Here is a 19,605-nt window from a genome sequence, read left to right on the forward strand (position 1 = left end):
TGTGTCGTCCGGTTTTCAGGGCTGCTTGGGCAGCAGCGACCATATCGCCGGCACCAGGCTGGCGGCGAGCGCAACCTTGATCAAATCCCCGAGGACGAACGGCAAAACGCCGAACTGCCACGCCTTTTCCACGCCGATGAGGGTGGCCAGCCAGGCAAAGCCCATGGCCATCATGACGATTTCGGCGACCAGCATGGCGTTGAACAGCTTGATCGGGTGGCGGTCCCAGCCGCGGTCGGCGGCCCAGCCGACAATGGCTGCCATGACGATGAAGCCGGCGAGATAACCGCCGGTGCCGCCGATCATGTAGGCGATGCCGATGCCCTTTTCAGGCGTGCTCTGGAAGACCGGGAAGCCCATGGCGCCTTCGGCCATGTAGAGAAGCAGGGTAGCGACGCCAAGCCGCAGGCCAAATGCGGTGGCGATCAGCAGGACGGCCAGCGTCTGCATCGAGATGTCGACCGGCCCGAGCACGACTTTCGTCTTGGCCGACAGGGTCAAAAGCAGCGTTCCGGCGATCGCCAGCAAAAGCTGGGTTGCCAGGCGCTGCGCGCCCTCCTGGGGCAAAGCGAGAGAAACAAGCGGGCGCATCGTCGTTGCAAGTGCCATGGTCTTCCCCAATCCGGATTGCCGCAGATCGCGGCCTTGCGTTTTTCTATATTGGCTTCCGTGTTATGCGGCAATCAGTTTTGCCGTCTTCCTGAACAGAGATTCAACGACACCGCCATGGCGCTCAAATTCGACACCAGCTTCGATCCGGCCTATGGCGAGGGCGTCACCGTTGCGCCGGACGTCTTGCGCGTCACCGCCAAAAACCCCAGCCCGTTCACCTTTCACGGCACCAACAGCTACATCGTCGGGCGCGATACGCTGGCGGTGATCGATCCGGGCCCCGATGACGAGGCGCATTTCCAGACGTTGCTGAAGGTGATCGCAAACCGGCCGGTCAGCCATATCTTCGTCAGCCACACGCATCGCGACCATTCTCCGCTGGCCGCCCGGCTGAAAGCGCACACCGGCGCTATTGTACTGGCCGAAGGCCCGCACCGCCCGGCAAGGCCGCTGCGGATCGGCGAGATCAACCCGCTCGACGCCAGCGCCGACACGGTTTTCGTCCCGGAGATCGCGTTGCCCGACAATGCGCTGGTCGAGGGCGATGACTGGACGATCCGGACGGTGCTGACGCCGGGCCACACCGCCAATCACGCGGCATTTGCGCTCGAAGGCACCGGCATCCTGTTTTCAGCCGACCATGTGATGGCGTGGGCGACATCGATCGTGGCGCCGCCGGACGGAGCGATGGCCGACTACATGGCCTCGCTCGACAGGCTGATCGCGCGCGGCGATCGCCTGCTGCTGCCCGGCCATGGCGGCCCGGTGACCGCGCCGCGCAGCTTCATGCGCGGGCTCAAGACCCATCGCAAGATGCGCGAACGGGCGATCCTCGAGCGGATCCGCGACGGCGACCGGACGATCCCGGACATGGTCAAGGCGATCTACCGGGATACCGACCCACGCCTGCATGGCGCTGCCGGTCTGTCGGTGCTTGCCCATCTCGAAGACCTGGTGGCGCGCGGCCTGATTGCCACCCAGGGTGACCCGGCCATCGACGGCGTCTTTGTGCCGGTGGGGTAGAGAACTACTCGGCCGGAGCCGCACCCACCTGGCCCGCAACCTCCTGGTCGAGTTCGGCGAGGAACCCGACGATGCGCGCCGCATTGTCGCCGAGGTCATAGCGGCCGTAGCGGGAGGCCGAGCGCATGTCGACGACGATGGTGTCGCCATCATTGCTGACCCGGATGGCGACGTCGGCGGGCAGGCCGACGACGAAGCTCCGGGCCACGGCCGATATCGTCACCTCGTCTTGACCGTCGGTCACTGGGTATGGCGCGGTAAGTTGCCAATCGCGGCGGTCGAGCACGGTTTCAACGGCGTCGACGACGGTTTCGAAAGGCAGATTGTAGCTATGCCCGGTGACCAGCGGATAGGCGTCGGCCTGCAGGCGCGCTTCGCCCGGCGTTGGCAGCGCGAGCACGTTCATGTCCTTGGTGCGGTCGCTGGTGTCGAGCACTGGCGGATTGTCGAGGTCCGTCGTGATGTCCCTCAGGGGCGGCGTGGTCGCCGCCAAATAGGTGGCAAAGCCGTAGGGCGTCAGCACCAGCAGCGCCAGCAGGGCGCCGACCGAGAGGTCGCGGCCGCCACGGTCACCGAAATGCCACAGCCGGGACAAAGCGAGGCCGGCAAACAGCAAAGCGAATGCGGCAAGCAAGGCGACGATCGCCAGCACCCACAGGAAGGCCGGCGTTTCGACCAGTTCGAAATGATGGCCGGCCAGCACGGTGAGCAGCAGGACCAGGGCAAAAGCGCCCGTGCGCCGCGACCAGCCGGCCGCCTTCGATGTCTGCCGCTCGTCAATTTCCATTGTCTTCAGCACCGCCCCAACCCGCACAGACGCTTAGAGCAAAGGATGCTCAAATTGAACATCCCCTGCCCTAACGTTTTTGCCGCCGGTAGCTTGAAGGTCAAGGAAACGCACGGTCCCGGTCAATCCGTCGGCAGGCGGTAGTCGCTGAACTGCTTGCGCAAGGTGATCTTCTGGATCTTGCCGGTGGCGGTGTGCGGGATTTCGCTGATGAAAGCGACGTCGTCGGGCATCCACCATTTCGCCACCTTGCCGTCCATGAACGCCAGTATGTCCGCCTTGCTCGGCTCCTTGCCGGGTTTGGCGACCACGACCAGCAAGGGCCGTTCGCCCCATTTCGAATGATGGACGCCGATCGCCGCGGCCTCGGCGACATCGGGATGGCCGACGGCGAGGTTCTCCAGGTCGATGGTCGATATCCACTCGCCGCCCGACTTGATGACGTCCTTGGCGCGATCGGTGATCTGCATGTAGCCGCCGGAATCGATATGGGCGACATCGCCAGTGTCGAACCAGCCGTCCTTGTCGAACTGCTCGGCTCCGACGCCGCCATAATAGGCGCTGGCGACGGCTGGACCGCGCACCTTCAGCCGGCCGAAGGTCTTGCCGTCCCAAGGCAGTTCCTTGTCGTCGTCATCCGTCACCTTCATCTCGACGCCGAAGGGCGGGTAGCCCTGCTTGCCCTGGATATCGAGCCGGTCCTCGCCCTCGAGCGCTTGATACTGCGGCTTCATGGTGCACAGCGTGCCGAGCGGCGACATTTCGGTCATGCCCCAGGCATGGATGACTTCGACACCGTAATTGTCCTGGAATTTCCTGATGATGGCGCGCGGGCAGGACGAGCCGCCGATGACGACTTTGCTGAGATAGGGAAGCTTCTTGCCGGTCTCTTCCAGATGCTGCAGCAGCATCATCCAGACGGTCGGCACGGCGGCGCTGAAGGTCACCTTCTCGGTGTCGAGCAGCTCGTAGATCGAGGCGCCGTCCATCTTGCAACCGGGCATGACCAGCTTGGCGCCGATCATCGGCGCGCTCTGGCCAAGGCCCCAGGCATTGGCATGAAACATCGGCACGACGGGGAGGATCGTGTCCCGCGCGGAGAGGCCCATGGCGTCGGGCATGGCGGCGATCATGGCATGCAGCACATTCGAGCGGTGGCTGTAGAGCACGCCTTTGGGATCGCCCGTCGTGCCGGAGGTGTAGCACATGCCGGCTGCGGTGTTTTCGCCGAAAACCTTCCAGGCGAAGTCGCCATCGGCCTCGTTCAACCAGTCCTCATAGGCAACCACATTCGGCAGCGTCGTTTCAGGCAGATGCGCCTTGTCGGTCAGGACGATCACCTTTTTCAGCGATTTGACCGCGCCGGCGATCTTTTCCAGCAGCGGCATGAAGGTCAGGTCGACGAAGATCCCTCTATCCTGCGCATTGTTCATGATCCAGACGATCTGCTCGGGGAACAAACGCGGGTTAAGCGTATGGTAGACGGCGCCGATGCCCATGATGCCGTACCAGGCCTCTATGTGGCGCGCCGTGTTCCAGGCCAGGGTCGCGATGCGGTCGCCGAGCACAAAGCCATCGCGCTCCAACCGTTGAGCGACCTTGAGGGCGCGGCGATGAACTTCAGCATAGGTGGTGCGAACGACAGGACCTTCGATCGAGCGCGAGACGATCTCGCGCGTCCCGTGCTGCCGCTCGGCATTGTCGATCAGCTTGTGGCAGAGCAGCGGCCATTCCTGCATCAGTCCGAGCATCTGGTTCCTCCCATTGCTTCCTCGTTTTTCCCGTCTTTTGTTCCATTGTGGGACGAACGGAAGGATTGTCCAGTCGTGACGTCTCCAACCGTTAACGGCTGAAGTAAGCAGTGATCGAAAGGCGGAGAAAACCGCCACAATCCGGCCATCGTCGACGTTAAGGTTCGTTAACGGGGTAGGGGTGCGGATTGGCGACTGAAAGAGGTTCGCATGGACACGCAGCTCGACGACAAGCAGATCGACGGCAAGCAGATCGACGACAGGCAGATCGACGACAGGCAGATCGACGACAGGCAGCTGGATGACAGCGGGGCCCAAGACGTGCAGTTGGACGATATTCAACTCGACGACAAAGAGCTTGAAGACACGCTTGCCGCAAGTCTGGCCGATCTCGTGCCGGAGGCCAAAAAGGTCACCGAAGACGAATTTGTCGAGGTGGTCGGCGGCGCCCTGGAAGCGGTCGGCGGCACGCTGCTGTTCAAAATGTGCGTCCAGAACGAAGGCGAAGGCCAGCATGTCGCCGCCGCATCGATCGGCGACGGCGGCAATCGCCAGTTCCTGCTGCTCACCTTGCCGACCGGCGGCGGCCCGCTAAAGGTCGAGACGACGTCAAGAAGCACCAACCCGGTAGCCGGTATTGCCGCGGCCTATGCCGGCCTCATGGACGTGTTCAAGACCGCAGCCTGAGCATTCCACGCGGGATCGTTTTTAGTGATCGGAAGGCCAGCTCTGGCCTACTGGCGAAGGCTTGCGCAACGAGTTCTCCAGACACATTTTAGGGACATGGGAAGCAACCCCGCACGCTCCCAATCGAACTGTGCTCCCAATCGAACAAGGAGAACCCCCGCATGGACCAGATCGCCAACCCCGCCCCCGGCTTTCAGAGCAATCCCGGCAAGGTCATCACCGTCGAACCCTATCGCGGTACCGTGGTCGTGCGTGCCGGCGATACGGTGATCGCCTCATCGACGCGAGCGAAGCTTCTGTCCGAACCGCCCTACCCCCAGGCATTCTACATCCCCTTCGAAGACATCGACTTCACCCAGCTCGGCAAAACCACCCTGTCGACCCACTGCCCCTACAAGGGCGACGCCAGCTACTGGAGCGTGCTGCCGGCCGGCGAGACCGGCAAGGACGCAATGTGGGGCTATGAGCAGCCCTTCGACGAAATGGCTGAGATACGCTACCACGGCGCCTTCTATCCCAACAGGGTGACGATCGAAGCAGCACCGGCCTGAGCAAGCGACTCAAGCCGCCGTTGCTCGCTTCGTCATCCCAGGGTCTTCGCGACGGAGCTTCGCTCCTGTTTCATCCTGGGATGACGAAGCTCAGAGGCCTCGGTTAATCTCAAACGTCGGCGACGTCAGTCCAAAGGCGATGAAACTGCCTGCCGCCGCCTGATCCTAATCAGTCGTCCCGTCGTTGCCGACACCGTCGGCGTCATCCAGCCGCACGAACATCAGCCCCTTGGCCTTCAGCGCGAGCAGACCTTGCACGACGCCCTCGCCGGCAGCGTGGGTCGGCTGGTTGATGTGGGCGATGATGACATCGCCATCCTTGGCGGCGGCGATGCGCCGGGCAGTTTCTTTTGCGCCGAGCAACGAGCCGCCATCGCCGTTGATCGAAAAGCCGGCGACCTTGAAGCCGAGCCTGCGGATCATGGCGATAGCCGACGGGCTGTATTCGGCGGTCGCGCCGCGAAACCATTTCGGCGCCGGCTCGCCGGTGCCAGCGAGAGCGGCAGCGCCCGATTCGACTTCGGCCTGCACCGCTTCCGGGCTGCCGGCGCTGCGGATGCCGTAGATCTTGCGCGGCGTGTCAACGGCCGGGATGTGATGGCCGCCATGGTTTTCCAGTTCGAACAGGTCCGGATGCGCGCGCATGATCTCGACGGCGGCGGCGTTGCGCTTCAGCCAGATACCGGTGACGAAGATCGTCGCCGGAATCCGGTTCTCCACCAGCGCCGACAGGATCCTCGTATCGGTCTGGCCGCCGCAGGCGTCGAGCGTAAGCGCGACGCGGCCGACACTGCTACCGTCCTCAGCCTTCAGATGCAGCGCCGGCTCGACAAGCGGCGCGGCCTGGGCCGAGGACACGGCCACGATAGATAGCGCCAAGGCGCAAAACAGCTTTTGCAAGGGATGCCTGTCTTGTCTGAGAATCGGCGCTGTCATAGCCGCATCCCAGGACCCGCAACAAGGCGGAAATCGGGATAGTGGCCGTGAGAAAGCTGATATCCCGACAATGTGACCGCCGCGCACCGTCAGACGGCGTGTTCCAGTTCCACATGCGTGCGTGACAGGACTTCGCGCACGGCCGCGACGACCGGTTCGACCTCGAGGCGCCAGACGCAGCAGGCCTTGCTGGGATCGAGCGGATTGCACAGGCTGCCCGCCACGCAATTGCACGGCATGGATGGCTGCAAGGCGAGGCTGGGCACGCCGACCGGTCCCCAGACGGCCGGGCTGGTCAGGCCGAAAAGGCCGACAACCGGCGTTCCGGCCGCTGCTGCCATGTGCATGGGGCCGCTCTCATTGCCGACAAACAGCCGCGCCTGCTGCAACACCGCCAGCAGCGTTTCCAGCGACAGCGCGCCGACGAGGTTGATGATCGACGCGGCACTGGCGAGGATCTGCTCGGCCGGCTTGCGCTCGTCAGGGCCGCCGACGAGTACGAAATCCAGTCCGGTTTCGCGCGAAATCGTGTCGATCACGGCGGCAAAGCGTTCATGCTGCCAGCGCCGGCCGTGAAAACTTGCGCCGGCATGCACCGCGATAAAGCCGTTTGGCCGCAAATGGTGTTTGTCCAGCAATGCCTGGGCCCTCGCCGTCTCCATCGGCAATGGCCGAATCGACGGCACCCGCACGCGCAGGCCGACGCCGAGCGGCTCGAGCGGCGAAAGGTAGCGGTAGAGATAGTGACGTTCGCCAAAACCGAACGGCTCGGCAAAGACATTGGCGGGCTGGCGCTCATGCCAGCGCAGCGGCCTTTCCGGAGGATTGTAGCCGATGCGGGTGCTGGCGTTGAGGAACCTGACGATGAGCCGCGATGTCTTTGAATCGGTGAGGTCGATGGTCAGGTCGAAACGGAATTGGCGCAGCTTGCTGATCATAGAATAGAGCTCGCGCCCACGCTCCAGCGGGGTGCCGCGCATGGCGGCGCGGCGGAAGCTGACGACCTCGGCGGCGATGCCGTGCGCGGTGACGAAACTGGCGAGGCGCGCCTCGCAGAGAAAGACGATCCTGACACCGGGATATTCGAGCTGCAGGTTCTTGGCGAGCGTGGAGGACAGAACAATATCGCCGATGAACTTGGTCTGGATAATCAGGATCGAGCGGAAGGGTCTGGGCGAAATCTGTAACATCTTTTCTCGGCACCGGCGGGTTGGGGGGCCGTGAAATTGGGAAGAAACGATGTCGGGATTGCGTGTTGGGGCGCGCACATCAGCGTGAATTTGCTTACAAAATCGTAAGCTTAGCGCCAAACGGCCACCCAGGGGTGGCCGTTTCATCGATACCGAAAGGACTGTGTCGAAATCAGGATGCCGCGGCGCTCTTTTTGGGGCGCGGCACTGCTGTTTTGGCAATCTGCACCGCGGCTTGGGCTGCGGCCAATCTTGCGATCGGCACGCGGTAGGGAGAGCACGAGACATAGTCGAGGCCGACCTCTTCGCAGAAGCGGATCGAGGCCGGATCGCCGCCATGTTCACCGCATATGCCGAGCTTGATGTCGGGCCGTGTCGCCCTGCCCTTTTGCGCAGCCATGCGCACCAGTTCGCCGACGCCCTCGATGTCGAGCGAGACGAACGGGTCCTGCTCGATGATGCCCTTCTGCCGATAGGTCTCAAGGAACGAGGCAGCATCGTCGCGCGAGATGCCGAAGGTGGTCTGGGTGAGATCGTTGGTGCCGAAGGAGAAGAACTCGGCCGTAGCGGCGATGACGTGGGCGCGGATCGCCGCGCGCGGAAGCTCGATCATCGTGCCGGTGAGATAGTCGATCTTGACGCCGGTCTCGTCCATGACAGCCTTGGCGACCGCATCGATGCGCGCCTTGACGTAGTCGAGCTCCTTCACCAGGCCGACCAGCGGCACCATGATCTCGGGAACGACCAGCGCGCCGGCTTTCTTGCCGGCCTCGACGGCTGCCTCGAAAATGGCGCGCGCCTGCATCTCGGCAATCTCGGGATAGGAGACGGCGAGGCGGCAGCCGCGATGGCCGAGCATCGGGTTGAACTCGTGCAAGGCTTCGGTGCGCTGCCTGAGCTTGTCGAGCGAGACGTTCATGGCGGCGGCGACCTCCGCCACCTCCGCTTCCGTCTTGGGCAGGAATTCGTGCAGCGGCGGATCGAGCAGCCGGATCGTCACCGGCAGGCCGGCCATGATCTCGAACAGTTCGAGGAAATCCGAGCGCTGCATCGGCAACAGCTTGGCGAGCGCGGTGCGGCGGTCCTTCTCGGTATCGGCCAGGATCATCTCGCGCATGGCGACGATACGCTCGCCGTCGAAGAACATGTGCTCGGTGCGGCAGAGGCCGATGCCTTCGGCGCCGAAGGAGCGCGCCATGCGCGCATCGAGCGGCGTCTCGGCATTGGTGCGCACCTTCATGCGGCGCACCGCATCGGCCCATTCCATGATGGCGGCGAAATCGCCCGACAGTTCCGGCTGCAGCATCGACACGGCGCCCTTCAGCACCTGGCCGTTGCTACCATCGATGGTGATGATGTCGCCCTTGCGGAAGGTCTGGCCCATCGACATCAGCGTGCCGGCCTTGTAGTCGACACGCAGCGAGCCGGCGCCCGAAACGCAAGGCTTGCCCATGCCGCGCGCGACCACGGCGGCGTGGCTGGTCATGCCGCCGCGCGTGGTCAGGATGCCTTCTGAAGCATGCATGCCGTGAATGTCTTCGGGGCTGGTTTCGATGCGCACCAGGATTGCCTTGCGACCTTGCGTCTTCAGATCCTCGGCATCGGCGGACGAGAAGACGATCTCGCCGGTCGCGGCGCCCGGAGAAGCCGGCAGGCCGACGCCGATGACATCGCGCGCGGCCTTGGGGTCGATGGTAGGATGCAACAGCTGATCGAGCGAGGCGGGATCGATGCGGGCGACCGCCTCCTCCGTCGTGATCAGCTTGTCGCGCGCCATTTCGACGGCAATCTTCAGCGCCGCCTTGGCGGTGCGCTTGCCGGAACGCGTCTGCAGCATCCACAATTTGCCGCGCTCGATGGTGAATTCGAGATCCTGCATGTCGCGGTAGTGCTGTTCCAGGCGGTCGGAGATGTCGACGAAGGACCGGAACGCGTCCGGCATCAGTTTCTGCAGCGACGGCTTGTCGGAGCCGGCGGCGATGCGCGCCGCCTCGGTGATGTTTTGCGGCGTGCGGATGCCGGCTACGACATCCTCGCCCTGCGCGTTCACCAGGAATTCGCCATAGAGCATCTTTTCGCCGGTCGAGGGGTTGCGCGTGAAGGCGACGCCGGTGGCCGACGTCTCGCCCATGTTGCCGAATACCATGGCCTGGACATTGACCGCCGTGCCCCAGCTTTCCGGGATGTCGTGTAGGCGCCGGTAGGTGATGGCGCGGTTGTTCATCCAGCTGGAAAATACCGCGCCGATCGCCCCCCACAGCTGCTCGTGCGGGTCCTGCGGAAACGGCTTGTCGAGTTCCTCCTCGACCTTGGCCTTGTAAAGGGCGATGACGCTCTGCCATTCCTGCGCTGTCAGTTCGGTGTCGAGCTCGTGGCCGAGGCTCGCCTTCTGGTCCTCCAGGATTTCCTCGAACACTTCGTGGTCGAGACCCATGACGACATCGGAATACATCTGAATGAAGCGGCGGTAGCTGTCATAGGCAAAGCGGGCATCGCCGGAATCGGCTGCCAACGCCTCGACCGTCTCGTCATTGAGGCCGAGATTGAGCACGGTGTCCATCATGCCCGGCATCGAGGCCCTGGCCCCGGAGCGGACCGAGACCAGAAGCAGCTTCGACGGATCGCCGAAACGGCGCCCCGTCAGCTGCCCGATATGGTCCAGCGCCTTGACGACATCGGCCTGCAACGCGGCCGGATAGCTGTTGCCGTTGGCGTAATAGGCGTTGCAGACTTCGGTGGTGAGGGTGAAGCCCGGCGGCACGGGCAGGCCAAGACTGCACATCTCGGCCAGATTGGCGCCTTTGCCGCCGAGAAGGTTGCGGTCGCCCGCACGTCCCTCCGCGGCGCCATCGCCGAAGGTGTAGACCCATTTGGTCATGCTCGCCCTCCAAGTCCTCGGAAGATAGAACACCGGGGCCAAGACCCGGTTCCCCCGCGTTCCGACCCGAGCGTTATTATGCTGCAGTGCGAAAGGCAAGGTGTGGCAGCGAAGCCCGGCGACTACAATCGATTAAGCAAAAGCTGCGTCGAAAAGACTTGCCGGATCGCTGCCCAGGATATAGAACATATAGGGAACAAGTTGGGAGCAGCGTGATGAAACTCAACGGAAAACTCGACTATCTCGAACTGCCCGCGACCGGCGCGACGCTGGACAGCGTCAAGGCTTTCTACAGCGCCGCCTTCTCGTGGTCGTTCACCGATTACGGGCCGACCTATTCGGCCTTCGGCGAAGGGCTCGATGGCGGCTTCCAGGCCGATGCAGCGGAGGCGCCGGCGAAACCATTGCCGGTGCTCTATTCGCAGGATCTGGAAGCAACGCTCGACGTTGTCGAAAGCGCCGGCGGCACGATCGTCAAGCCGATATTCTCGTTCCCGGGCGGCAGGCGGTTCCATTTCACCGATCCCGCTGGCAACGAGTTGGCGGTCTGGGGCGAATAGCGCGTCCCCGCGCCAAGCGGTGGATCAGTTTTGCACAGTGGCCAACTCGGCATTGAGCTTTCGTGCCGCTCGTCCTATAAGGCCGCGCGCAACGGGCAAAGCTCGCTTGCTGGGGCGTCGCCAAGTGGTAAGGCATCGGTTTTTGGTACCGACATTCCCAGGTTCGAATCCTGGCGCCCCAGCCAAATCACATGCCTTTGGAATCAATGATTTACCGACCTTATCGATGGCTGCCGTCAGGAGCTATCTGACTCCCACGCGACCCCGACTCCGTTGACAGAGCCGGGGCCGTGCGGAGAGGATCAGTAATCGTTGTCGTCCTGGATGACGACGGGATGATGCCGATGATGTCGATAATAGCGATGATGGCTGCGCTCGATCGAGCCGGTCACGATGACCGTATCCCGGCGATGATGTCTGCGGCCGTGGTCGTAGAAGGCAACCGTGCCGTGTCTGCGGTGATGAAGGCGTTGACCCTGGTCATTGATGACCTTTACGCTCCTGTGATGATGTCGATGGTGGGTCGTGATGACCACGTCAGCTTCGGCTGCCGGAGCTATCGTCGGCATGGCAATGAACAGCGCCAAGGCGCTCACGATCATTGTTTTCATTGTAATATCTCCACCTGCTAATTATCCCTTCGCGGGGATAACCGCGTCCCATCCCTTTGGTTCCGAGTAGCGTCGTCGGTCCACGGGCGCGATCAGTGACGGCTGCTCCCGTGCAACACGGCGTATCGAAAGAAGAAGTTGCGACAGCAGCTCCTGTTGGCAACTTCTGGTAAAGGCGCTCTTTCAAGCCGACCACCAGGGTTACGCCACTCGACAAAGGAGCGCTGCACAGGACCCTTCTATGTCGTCGCGTTCGATCTCCTGATCTGTGACGGGAAACACCCGTCTTGCGAGGAAGACCGTCGGCACAATTTGTGAGATTTACGAGACCAATCAGGCCATTTCAGATCCCATAGGTCGGGCCGTCTCAGATCCCGTAAGAAAGTGCAAGGTAAACCACCGGCGCCAAGATCAGCAGAACCGCGATTCCGATAACCACTGCGATTGCCAGGCGCTCTGTTCGCCTGACAAGCTCAGCGACCTTGTCGTCGTCAGCCGATGGTATGAGGTCAAGAACGGAAGAAACTTCCGCAGGACTGTCGTTGTCGTTTGCGGGTCGGGTTGCGCCGTCACGCACTGATCTCTGGACAAAGGTCACTGTCAGCCTCTCTATTGAACGAACACCGCTTGGCGGTGTCACGACGATCGGGTGCCCGCTAACCTCTCAGGAATGGCGGGCACCCGATTGACCACCGATGAAGGGACTCATGCTCGGCAGCCGGGTTCCAATGTATCGGGAGGGCATAGGTTGCCCGCCTTCGGGCCTATGGCTCCGACGTCAGGACTTCAGTCATACCCTGTTCGGACCTTGGTCTGGCAATCGACGAAGCGATGGCCGCCATTTTGTTTCGACGCAGAAAATGCGGGAACATTAGTAGGCTCTTACGAGTTCACTCCCAGCAACTAGTTCGGGAGAGATACGGTGAACAACATAATCTGGCTCATCGGAGCAGTCGTTATCGTGATTGCGATACTGAGCTTCCTGGGCTTCCGATAAAGGTGGCAGCTGAATTGCTGTCGGAGCCTATTGCCATCTGCGCCTTGTAGGCATCGCTTTCGCGTTGGCCGGCGCTTTGCATGTGGGCTTTGGCGTTCGCTCTCAGGTGGCGCTTAAATTCCTTCTCTTCGAACCTTACAGAATGCGCGTCGCAAGCAGGTCGCAAGGGCGACGGTCCTGTTGCAACAGTCGGATCGAGGCCATCGCCGACGAAATCAACAAAGCATGCTGCGTCAGCTCGCCTCGCGCATCGCCTCGGCGGCCTGCAGATCGACCGAGACCAGTTGGCTGACGCCCTGCTCGGCCATGGTCACGCCGAACAGGCGGTTCATGCGCGCCATCGTGATCGGGTTGTGGGTGATGATGACGAAGCGCGTCTCGGTGGTCGCGGCCATTTCGTCCATAAGGTTGCAGAAGCGCTCGACATTGTGATCGTCGAGCGGCGCGTCGACTTCGTCGAGCACGCAGATCGGCGCCGGATTGGTCAGGAACACGGCAAATATCAGCGACATCGCCGTCAGTGCCTGCTCGCCGCCGGACAGCAGCGTCATGGTCTGCGGCTTCTTGCCGGGCGGACGTGCCAGGATTTCGAGCCCGGCTTCGAGCGGGTCGTCGGATTCGATCAGCTGCAGTTCGGCCGTGCCGCCACCGAACAGATGCGAGAACAGCCGCTGGAAATGGCCGTTGACCACCTCGAAAGCGGCAAGCAGCCGTTCGCGGCCTTCGCGGTTCAGGCTCTGGATCGCTTGCCTGAGCTTGCGGATCGCCTCGATGATGTCCTCGCGCTCGGAGACGATGGTCTCCAGCCGGTCCGACAATTCCTTCTGCTCTTCCTCGGCGCGCAGATTGACGGCGCCGAGCCGCTCGCGCTCAACCTTCAGCCGGTCGAGCTGGCGCTCGATCTCGGCCATTTCCGGCATCGGGCTGTCGGCTTCCAGGCCAGTATGGCGAATGACCAGATGCGGCGGCGTGTTCAGCGTTTCCTGGATGCGCGCCTCGACCTCGAGCCGGCGCTCATCGGCGGCGGTCAATCGCTCTTCGGCGCGGACGCGGGTTTCGCGGGAATCGGCCAGCGACTGGATGGCCGCGGTGGCGGCCTTGTCCAGCTCGGCCTGCTTGTTCTCGGCCTCCTGCAAACGGTCGGCGGCCGCCTTGCGCAAGGTCTCGGCCTCGGTCAGCTGCGACAGCAGCGCGCGCCGCCTGGCGTCGATCTCGTCGGGGGCGTCGGCCAGCGTTTCGCGCTCGGCCTCGGCCTCGGCCCTGCGCTCGCCCAGCGAGGCAATCTGCGTCGAGGCGTTTTCGGCCCGCTGCAACCAGTTGCTGCGCTCGGCGCCGATGGCGTCGAGCCGGCGCGTGCGCGCCTCGGCTTCGCGGCGCAGGCCTTCATGGACGGCGCGCGCGTCGGCCAAGGTTGCGCGGTCCCTGCCGACATTGGCGGCGGATTGTTCAAGCTGCAATTGCAGGTCGCCGAGATCGGGGGCGTCCTGCAGCAGCATTTCGGCCTCGGCGAAGGCGGCGGCCGTTTCTTCATGGCTGTCGACGATTCGTGCGCGCGCCTCGTCCAGGGCGGCGCGGCGGCTTGCCAGCTCGCCACCGGCCTTTTCGGCCTCGGCCAGCGCGCTGCGGGCGGCGTCCAGGCCGTGCTGGGCATCGCGCCCGGCCTGGCGGGCATTGCGTTCGGCCTCACTCGCCTGGCGGAGTGCCTGTTCGGCCTGGGCAAGGGCGGCTTCGGCCTCGCGCACGATCTGCGTCGCCTGTACCGCCTCGGCATCGAGCTCGGCCAGCCGGTTCTTCTGCGCCAGCCTTTGCGCGGCCGCGGTCGGTGCATCGGCGCTGGCGGTCAGCCCGTCCCAGCGCCACAGCGCGCCGTCGCGGCTGACCAGCCGCTGGCCGGGAGCGAGCAGAGCCTGCAGCCGGCGGCCGTCAGAGGTGTCGACAATGCCGATCTGCGCCAACCGTCGGGCAAGCTGCGAAGGCGCGCGCACCACGCTGGCGAGGCTCTTGAGGCCTTCCGGCAAGGCCGCATCGCCTGATTGAACCTGGCTTTCGCCCCAGTGCACCGGCGCGCTGCGGTCGAGCGGCACGTCGAGATCCTCGCCAAGCGCAGCACCAAGGGCCGTCTCATAGCCGCGTTCGACGCTGAGTTGCTCCAGCACCGACGGGAAAAGATCGCCGCTGGCGGCATTGAGGATCTTGGCCAGCGTGCGGGCTTCGGTCTCGATGCCGGCGAGTTCGGCCCTGGCATCCTGCAGCGGCGGACGGGCGGCACTCTCGGTGGCGCGCGCCTCGGCGACCGCCTGTTCGGCAGCAATGGCGCCGGCCTCGGCCTCCTCCAACCGGGCGAGCGCGTCCTCGACCAGAGCGCGCTTCTCGGCGGGATCGGGCAAGCCCGCAACCTTCGACACAATCTCGGACAATTCGCGGTCGACATCGGCCAGCTGGCGGGCAAAGCGATCGCGGCGTTCGGCGTTTTCGCGCAGCGTTCGTTCGATCTGATTGCGCGCGGCGGCGGCCTCGGCGCGTTCGGCGGTCAGCGCAGCGAGCTTGGCTTCGCTCTGCGACAGCGTTGCGCCGGCCTGCTCGAAAGCGGCCCGCGTCGTGGCCTCGCGCTCGGCGGCGCCGGCATTTTCGGAGTTGAGCGTGGCTTCTTCCTCGCGCAGGCGCTCAAGAATATCCGCATTGTCGCGGACCATGCGCTCCTCGCGGGCGATGTCGCCGTCGAGCTGCTGCAGCCGGCGCTCCAGTTCGGCCTGGCGGGCGCGGATGCGGCCAGCCTCCTCCTCGATCTGAGCCTTGGCGATCGACAGGCGCTGGAAGGCGGCAGCCGCGGCGGCCTCGGCATCGCGCAGATCGGGCAGCCGGTGGGCGCCGATGCCTTGCTCACGGGCGGCAGCCATCTGGGCGGCGGCGCGGTCGCCGACCAGAGCTGTGGCAACCGCCAATGCCGAACGCGCATCGCCCTCCTGGGTTTTGGCCAAAGTCCAGCGCAGATGCAAGAGCGTGGCTTCCGCCTTGCGGATATCGGCCGACAGGTTCTTGAAGCGCGATGCCTGGCGCGCCTGGCGCTTAAGGCTTTCGATCTGGCTCTCCAGTTCGCCGACGACATCGTCCAGCCGTTCCAGATTTTGTTCGGCCGCCTTCAGCCGAAGCTCGGCCTCGTGACGGCGCGTGTGCAGGCCGGAAATGCCGGCGGCCTCTTCGAGCAGCGCGCGGCGCGCCTGCGGCTTGGCCTGGATCAGTTCGCCGATGCGGCCCTGTCCGACCATGGAAGGCGAGCGCGCGCCGGTCGACTGGTCGGCGAACAGAAGCTGCACGTCCTTGGCGCGGGCTTCCTTGCCGTTGATGCGGTAGAGCGAGCCGGCTTCGCGCTCGATGCGGCGCGACACTTGCAATTCATCGGCGTCGTTGAAGGCGGCGGGCGCGGTCCGGTCGCTATTGTCGAGGAACAGCGTGACTTCGGCGGTGTTGCGGGCCGGGCGCGTTCCCGAGCCGGAAAAGATCACGTCGTCCATGCCGGACGCGCGCATGTTCTTGTATGAGCTTTCGCCCATCACCCAGCGCATCGCCTCGACAAGGTTCGACTTGCCGCAGCCATTCGGCCCGACAATGCCGGTCAGGCCACGTTCGATGACGAACTCGCCGGGTTCGACGAAGGACTTGAAGCCGAGGAGGCGAAGGCGCGAAAACTTCATTCGCGCCTGCCTGGAAGGCACAAAGGTGCGCTGACGCCGAAGCGCAGTCGCTCCGGCGCCGCCTGGACGTCAGAGCAGAGGGTCGATGATGGCCGATATTTCCTCAATCGACATCGCACCTTTGTAGGTTTTCCCGTTGATGAAGAAGGTCGGCGTCGAGTCGACCTTGAATTCATCGGCGCCGCGCTTCTGGACCGATCTCACATCGTCCAGAAGTTTCTGGTCCGTCAAGCAGGCCTCGAAGGACTCCTGTGTAAAACCGGCGAGCTTGGAGATCTGCAGCAGCGCATCCTTGGTATTGTTGACGCCGACCCAGTTGGCCTGCTGCTTGAACAGCACGTCGACCATCGGGAAATAATTGTCCTTCGAACAGCGCGCCAGCATGAAACCGGCCTCGGCGCTCGGATCGAATGGGAATTCGCGCAGGATGTAACGCGCCTTGCCGGTGTCGATGTATTTGGTCTTCAACTCAGGGAAGGTGGTCGCGGCGAAATGCGCACAATGCGGGCAGGTCATCGAGGCATATTCGACGATGGTGACCTTGGCGTCATCCTTGCCGAGCTGCTTGTCGGGCAAAGCGCCGGGCTTCAGCAGTTCGGCCATCTCGACATTGCCGGAAGACTCCGGGACCTTGACGGCGGCCGGAGTGGCAGGCGTCGAAGCAGGCGCGGGAGCCGCAGGCTTCACATCCGCTGCTTTGGCATCCTCGCCTGAATCGCTGCATGCGGCGAGCATAGCCACTGCCGGAATGACGGCCAGCGAAGACAGGAGGTTTCTGCGGGACAAGCTACGGTTCATGCGAATCACCTGACTGTGGTTTGATTTTGCAACGCAAAGGCTAGAAAAGGCGAGAGTTGGCGGGAATTAAGGCATCGCCGTCCCCATTCCAATCGCCAAACTCTACATGCAGGATCACGAATGCGCGAGATAGATGACGCGTTCATGACCGACTGATTGCCGGTTGATTACCTTGGCCGCTTCCTTTGGCCAAGAATTGTGGCGCCAAGACGCTCCAGCGAGGCGCGCAAGCCTTCATCCTCGATCTTGCCGACGGTATCCGACAATTTGGCCTTTTCGACAGAAGTCAGTGCTCTCGGCGTCGGTTTCGGCCGGGCTTTGTCCCTCAGCACCGGCTTTTGCACGATCCGGATCCTGCCGATCGCGTTGAAGCCGAGAAAGGCATTGACGCGGTTGATGATCTCGCCGGTCTCGTGCTGTAGGTGCAGCGCGGCCATGCCCTCGCAGGCGATGACCAGCACCGCCGGCTCGAACGGATCGTCCTCATGCATGCGGCGCGGCCACTGGATTTTTTCGGGGCGCGAATGGCCGGCGAGCCTGGGGCCGGCGATCTCTTCCCATGACTGCACCAGCCCGATCGAAATGCCGGCCCGCTTGCGCAGCACGGGGTCGAGGATCGCGGTCGCGAGATCGCTCACCGGAACGGGATTGCCGTAAGGCGTTCTCCCTGCCATGTACGTTCTCCAGCCACGCTCCTCACCAGCCTAGAGCCAGCCCGCGATCAATGGCACTGCACGAACAGACCCGCAAGGCCGCATCCGGACCAACTCTATCGGGAGAGATCGCCGCGCGTCTGCTTGCCTGGTACGACGCGCACCATCGCGAACTGCCGTGGCGGATCACGCCGCACGCCGCGGCCGGCGGTGCACCGCCGGACCCCTATCGCATCTGGCTTTCGGAAGTGATGCTGCAGCAGACCACGGTCGAAGCGGTAAAATCCTATTTTCGCGCCTTTGTCGAGAAATGGCCTGATGTGAAGGCGCTGGCGGCTGCGCCGGCCGAGGATGTGATGAAGGCCTGGGCCGGGCTCGGCTATTATTCACGAGCGCGCAACCTCAAGGCCTGCGCCGATCTGGTTGCGAGCCAGGGCGGCCGTTTTCCCGACAACGAAACGGGATTGAGGGAATTGCCGGGGATCGGCGCCTATACGGCGGCGGCGATCGCGGCGATCGCCTTCGACCGTCCGGCGGCGGTCGTCGACGGCAATGTCGAACGTGTCATCTCGCGGCTCTATTCGATCGCAACGCCGCTCAGCGAGGCAAAGCCTGAAATCCGCGCGCTCGTCGAAAGACTGGTTCCGCAGACAAGGCCGGGCGACTTCGCCCAGGCGATGATGGACCTCGGCGCTACGATCTGCACGCCAAGACGGCCGCGCTGCATGCTGTGCCCGGTGCGCGAGGATTGCAGCGCCATCCTGTCCGGCGACCCCGAGCGCTTCCCGGTCCGCCTGCCCAAGGTCGACAAACCACTCAGGCGGGGTGCCGCCTTCGTCGCCGAGCGCGGCGACGGCGCCATCCTGTTGCGCAAGCGGCCTGACAAGGGCCTGCTCGGCGGCATGACCGAGGTGCCGACCACAGATTGGACAGCCCGGATAGACGGCGCGACGACTGCCCAAGCAGCGCCCTTCCCTGCGGACTGGCGGCGCGCCGGAGAGATCGCGCATGTCTTCACCCATTTCGCGCTCGAGCTCGAAGTTTTTCACGCTCAAGTGAAAAGTGATGCGCCGGAAGGGCATTTCTGGTCGCTGGCCCATGACATTTCCGGAGAAGCGCTGCCGACCGTCATGAAAAAGGTCATCGAAGCAGCGATACCGGGCGCAACCAAAAAACACCGCCCGATTGACTAGCATTCGCTTTGAAAGGCCAGAAATGACTGAAATCCGCCATATCGTGTTCGACATCGGCCGCGTCTTGCTCCACTACGATCCGAACATTCCGTTCAGCCGCCTCATTCCCGATGCCGAAGAGCGCAAGTGGTTCTTCGACAATGTCTGCACGCATGACTGGAACATCGAGCAGGATCGTGGCCGGACGTGGGAAGAGGCGGAAGCGCTGCTGATCGCGGATTACCCGGATCATGCTGAAAACATTCGCAATTTCCGACGCTATTGGAACGACATGGTGCCGCATGCATATGAGGACAGCGTCGCCATCATGCTCGGCCTGATCGAGAGCGGCCACGACGTGACCATGCTGACGAACTTCGCCGCCGACACGCTTGCCGAGGCAAGACTGCGCTTCGATTTCCTTAGCCGCCCGCGCGGCGTGACCGTGTCGGCCGATATCCGTGAGATCAAGCCCGACCGCGCCATCTACGACCATCACGTTGCCGCGTTCGAGCTCGAACCGTCAGCCACGCTGTTCATCGACGACAGCCCCAGGAATGTCGATGGCGCCAGGGCCGCCGGCTGGAATGCTGTGCTGTTCACAGATGCAAAAACGCTCAAGGCGGACCTTGAGCGGTATGGCATCGCGACCTGAGCTACGCAGAGGGGTCGAAGGTAGCGCTTTATGGCGCCCCCCTCTGCCCTGC

16 protein-coding genes and 1 tRNA gene are annotated in these 19,605 nt (G+C 63.5%); 7 read left to right on the forward strand and 10 right to left on the reverse strand.

Features of this window, described 5'->3' with window-relative positions:
- Window positions 1–15 precede the first annotated feature (15 nt).
- Window positions 16–609 (reverse strand): biotin transporter BioY, encoded by a 594-nt coding sequence (locus tag ACYG9Y_RS18225; protein ID WP_023738505.1) that lies wholly within the window; start codon window positions 607–609, stop codon window positions 16–18.
- Between the two features lie 117 nt (window positions 610–726).
- On the opposite strand from ACYG9Y_RS18225, the gene ACYG9Y_RS18230 reads away from it, so the two are divergent.
- Window positions 727–1,635, forward strand: a complete 909-nt coding sequence (locus ACYG9Y_RS18230) for an MBL fold metallo-hydrolase (RefSeq protein WP_023738504.1) — start codon at window positions 727–729, stop codon at window positions 1,633–1,635.
- A 4-nt stretch (window positions 1,636–1,639) separates the two neighbouring features.
- Here ACYG9Y_RS18230 and ACYG9Y_RS18235 read toward each other — a convergent pair whose 3' ends face one another.
- Both ACYG9Y_RS18235 and ACYG9Y_RS18240 read right to left on the reverse strand, forming a co-directional pair.
- Window positions 1,640–2,422: a DUF1499 domain-containing protein gene (locus ACYG9Y_RS18235; protein WP_023684603.1), complete on the reverse strand. Its 783-nt coding sequence runs from the start codon at window positions 2,420–2,422 to the stop codon at window positions 1,640–1,642.
- Window positions 2,423–2,544: 122 nt separating this feature from the next.
- Window positions 2,545–4,173: a fatty-acid--CoA ligase gene (locus ACYG9Y_RS18240; protein ID WP_023738503.1), complete on the reverse strand. Its 1,629-nt coding sequence runs from the start codon at window positions 4,171–4,173 to the stop codon at window positions 2,545–2,547.
- Between the two features lie 327 nt (window positions 4,174–4,500).
- Here ACYG9Y_RS18240 and ACYG9Y_RS18245 point away from each other — a divergent pair, with 327 nt between their 5' ends.
- Both ACYG9Y_RS18245 and ACYG9Y_RS18250 read left to right on the forward strand, forming a co-directional pair.
- A complete protein-coding gene (locus ACYG9Y_RS18245; protein ID WP_023684605.1) occupies window positions 4,501–4,860 on the forward strand; it encodes a hypothetical protein in 360 nt (119 codons plus the stop codon).
- Window positions 4,861–5,021: 161 nt separating this feature from the next.
- Window positions 5,022–5,411: a DUF427 domain-containing protein gene (locus ACYG9Y_RS18250; RefSeq protein ID WP_023738502.1), complete on the forward strand. Its 390-nt coding sequence runs from the start codon at window positions 5,022–5,024 to the stop codon at window positions 5,409–5,411.
- 165 nt (window positions 5,412–5,576) lie between these two features.
- Here the strand turns inward: ACYG9Y_RS18250 and ACYG9Y_RS18255 are convergent, their stop codons facing one another.
- From ACYG9Y_RS18255 to ppdK, 3 genes are all read right to left on the reverse strand, one after another.
- Complete coding sequence (locus tag ACYG9Y_RS18255) at window positions 5,577–6,347, reverse strand: polysaccharide deacetylase family protein (protein WP_050593115.1); 771 nt, start codon at window positions 6,345–6,347, stop codon at window positions 5,577–5,579.
- An 89-nt stretch (window positions 6,348–6,436) separates the two neighbouring features.
- Window positions 6,437–7,537 (reverse strand): glycosyltransferase family 9 protein, encoded by a 1,101-nt coding sequence (locus ACYG9Y_RS18260; protein ID WP_023687174.1) that lies wholly within the window; start codon window positions 7,535–7,537, stop codon window positions 6,437–6,439.
- 172 nt (window positions 7,538–7,709) lie between these two features.
- Complete coding sequence (ppdK, locus tag ACYG9Y_RS18265; protein ID WP_023670693.1) at window positions 7,710–10,415, reverse strand: pyruvate, phosphate dikinase; 2,706 nt, start codon at window positions 10,413–10,415, stop codon at window positions 7,710–7,712.
- Window positions 10,416–10,630: 215 nt separating this feature from the next.
- Between ppdK and ACYG9Y_RS18270 the strand changes: the two genes are divergently transcribed.
- A complete protein-coding gene (locus ACYG9Y_RS18270; RefSeq protein ID WP_023670692.1) occupies window positions 10,631–10,975 on the forward strand; it encodes a VOC family protein in 345 nt (114 codons plus the stop codon).
- A gap of 110 nt (window positions 10,976–11,085) precedes the next feature.
- Window positions 11,086–11,160: transfer RNA gene (locus ACYG9Y_RS18275), tRNA-Gln, on the forward strand.
- Between the two features lie 117 nt (window positions 11,161–11,277).
- On the opposite strand, the gene ACYG9Y_RS18280 is transcribed toward ACYG9Y_RS18275, so the two are convergent.
- From ACYG9Y_RS18280 to ACYG9Y_RS18295, 4 genes are all read right to left on the reverse strand, one after another.
- The gene (locus ACYG9Y_RS18280; RefSeq protein WP_023670691.1) at window positions 11,278–11,586 is read right to left on the reverse strand and encodes a hypothetical protein; all 309 of its coding nucleotides are present in this window, start codon (window positions 11,584–11,586) and stop codon (window positions 11,278–11,280) included.
- Between the two features lie 1,230 nt (window positions 11,587–12,816).
- Window positions 12,817–16,275: a chromosome segregation protein SMC gene (smc, locus tag ACYG9Y_RS18285; RefSeq protein WP_352460033.1), complete on the reverse strand. Its 3,459-nt coding sequence runs from the start codon at window positions 16,273–16,275 to the stop codon at window positions 12,817–12,819.
- A gap of 69 nt (window positions 16,276–16,344) precedes the next feature.
- A complete protein-coding gene (locus ACYG9Y_RS18290; protein ID WP_023738499.1) occupies window positions 16,345–17,073 on the reverse strand; it encodes a DsbA family protein in 729 nt (242 codons plus the stop codon).
- Between the two features lie 167 nt (window positions 17,074–17,240).
- Window positions 17,241–17,747 (reverse strand): DUF721 domain-containing protein, encoded by a 507-nt coding sequence (locus ACYG9Y_RS18295; protein WP_023687168.1) that lies wholly within the window; start codon window positions 17,745–17,747, stop codon window positions 17,241–17,243.
- 50 nt (window positions 17,748–17,797) lie between these two features.
- Between ACYG9Y_RS18295 and mutY the strand changes: the two genes are divergently transcribed.
- Window positions 17,798–18,919 carry an A/G-specific adenine glycosylase gene (gene mutY, locus ACYG9Y_RS18300; RefSeq protein WP_023738498.1) on the forward strand — a complete coding sequence of 374 codons (1,122 nt, stop codon included), beginning with the start codon at window positions 17,798–17,800 and terminating at the stop codon, window positions 18,917–18,919.
- Window positions 18,920–18,941: 22 nt separating this feature from the next.
- Entirely contained in the window at window positions 18,942–19,553 is a 612-nt protein-coding gene (locus ACYG9Y_RS18305; RefSeq protein ID WP_023738497.1) for an HAD family hydrolase, read from the forward strand.
- Window positions 19,554–19,605: the final 52 nt, after the last annotated feature.

Source organism: Mesorhizobium sp. W050, from assembly GCF_054719535.1.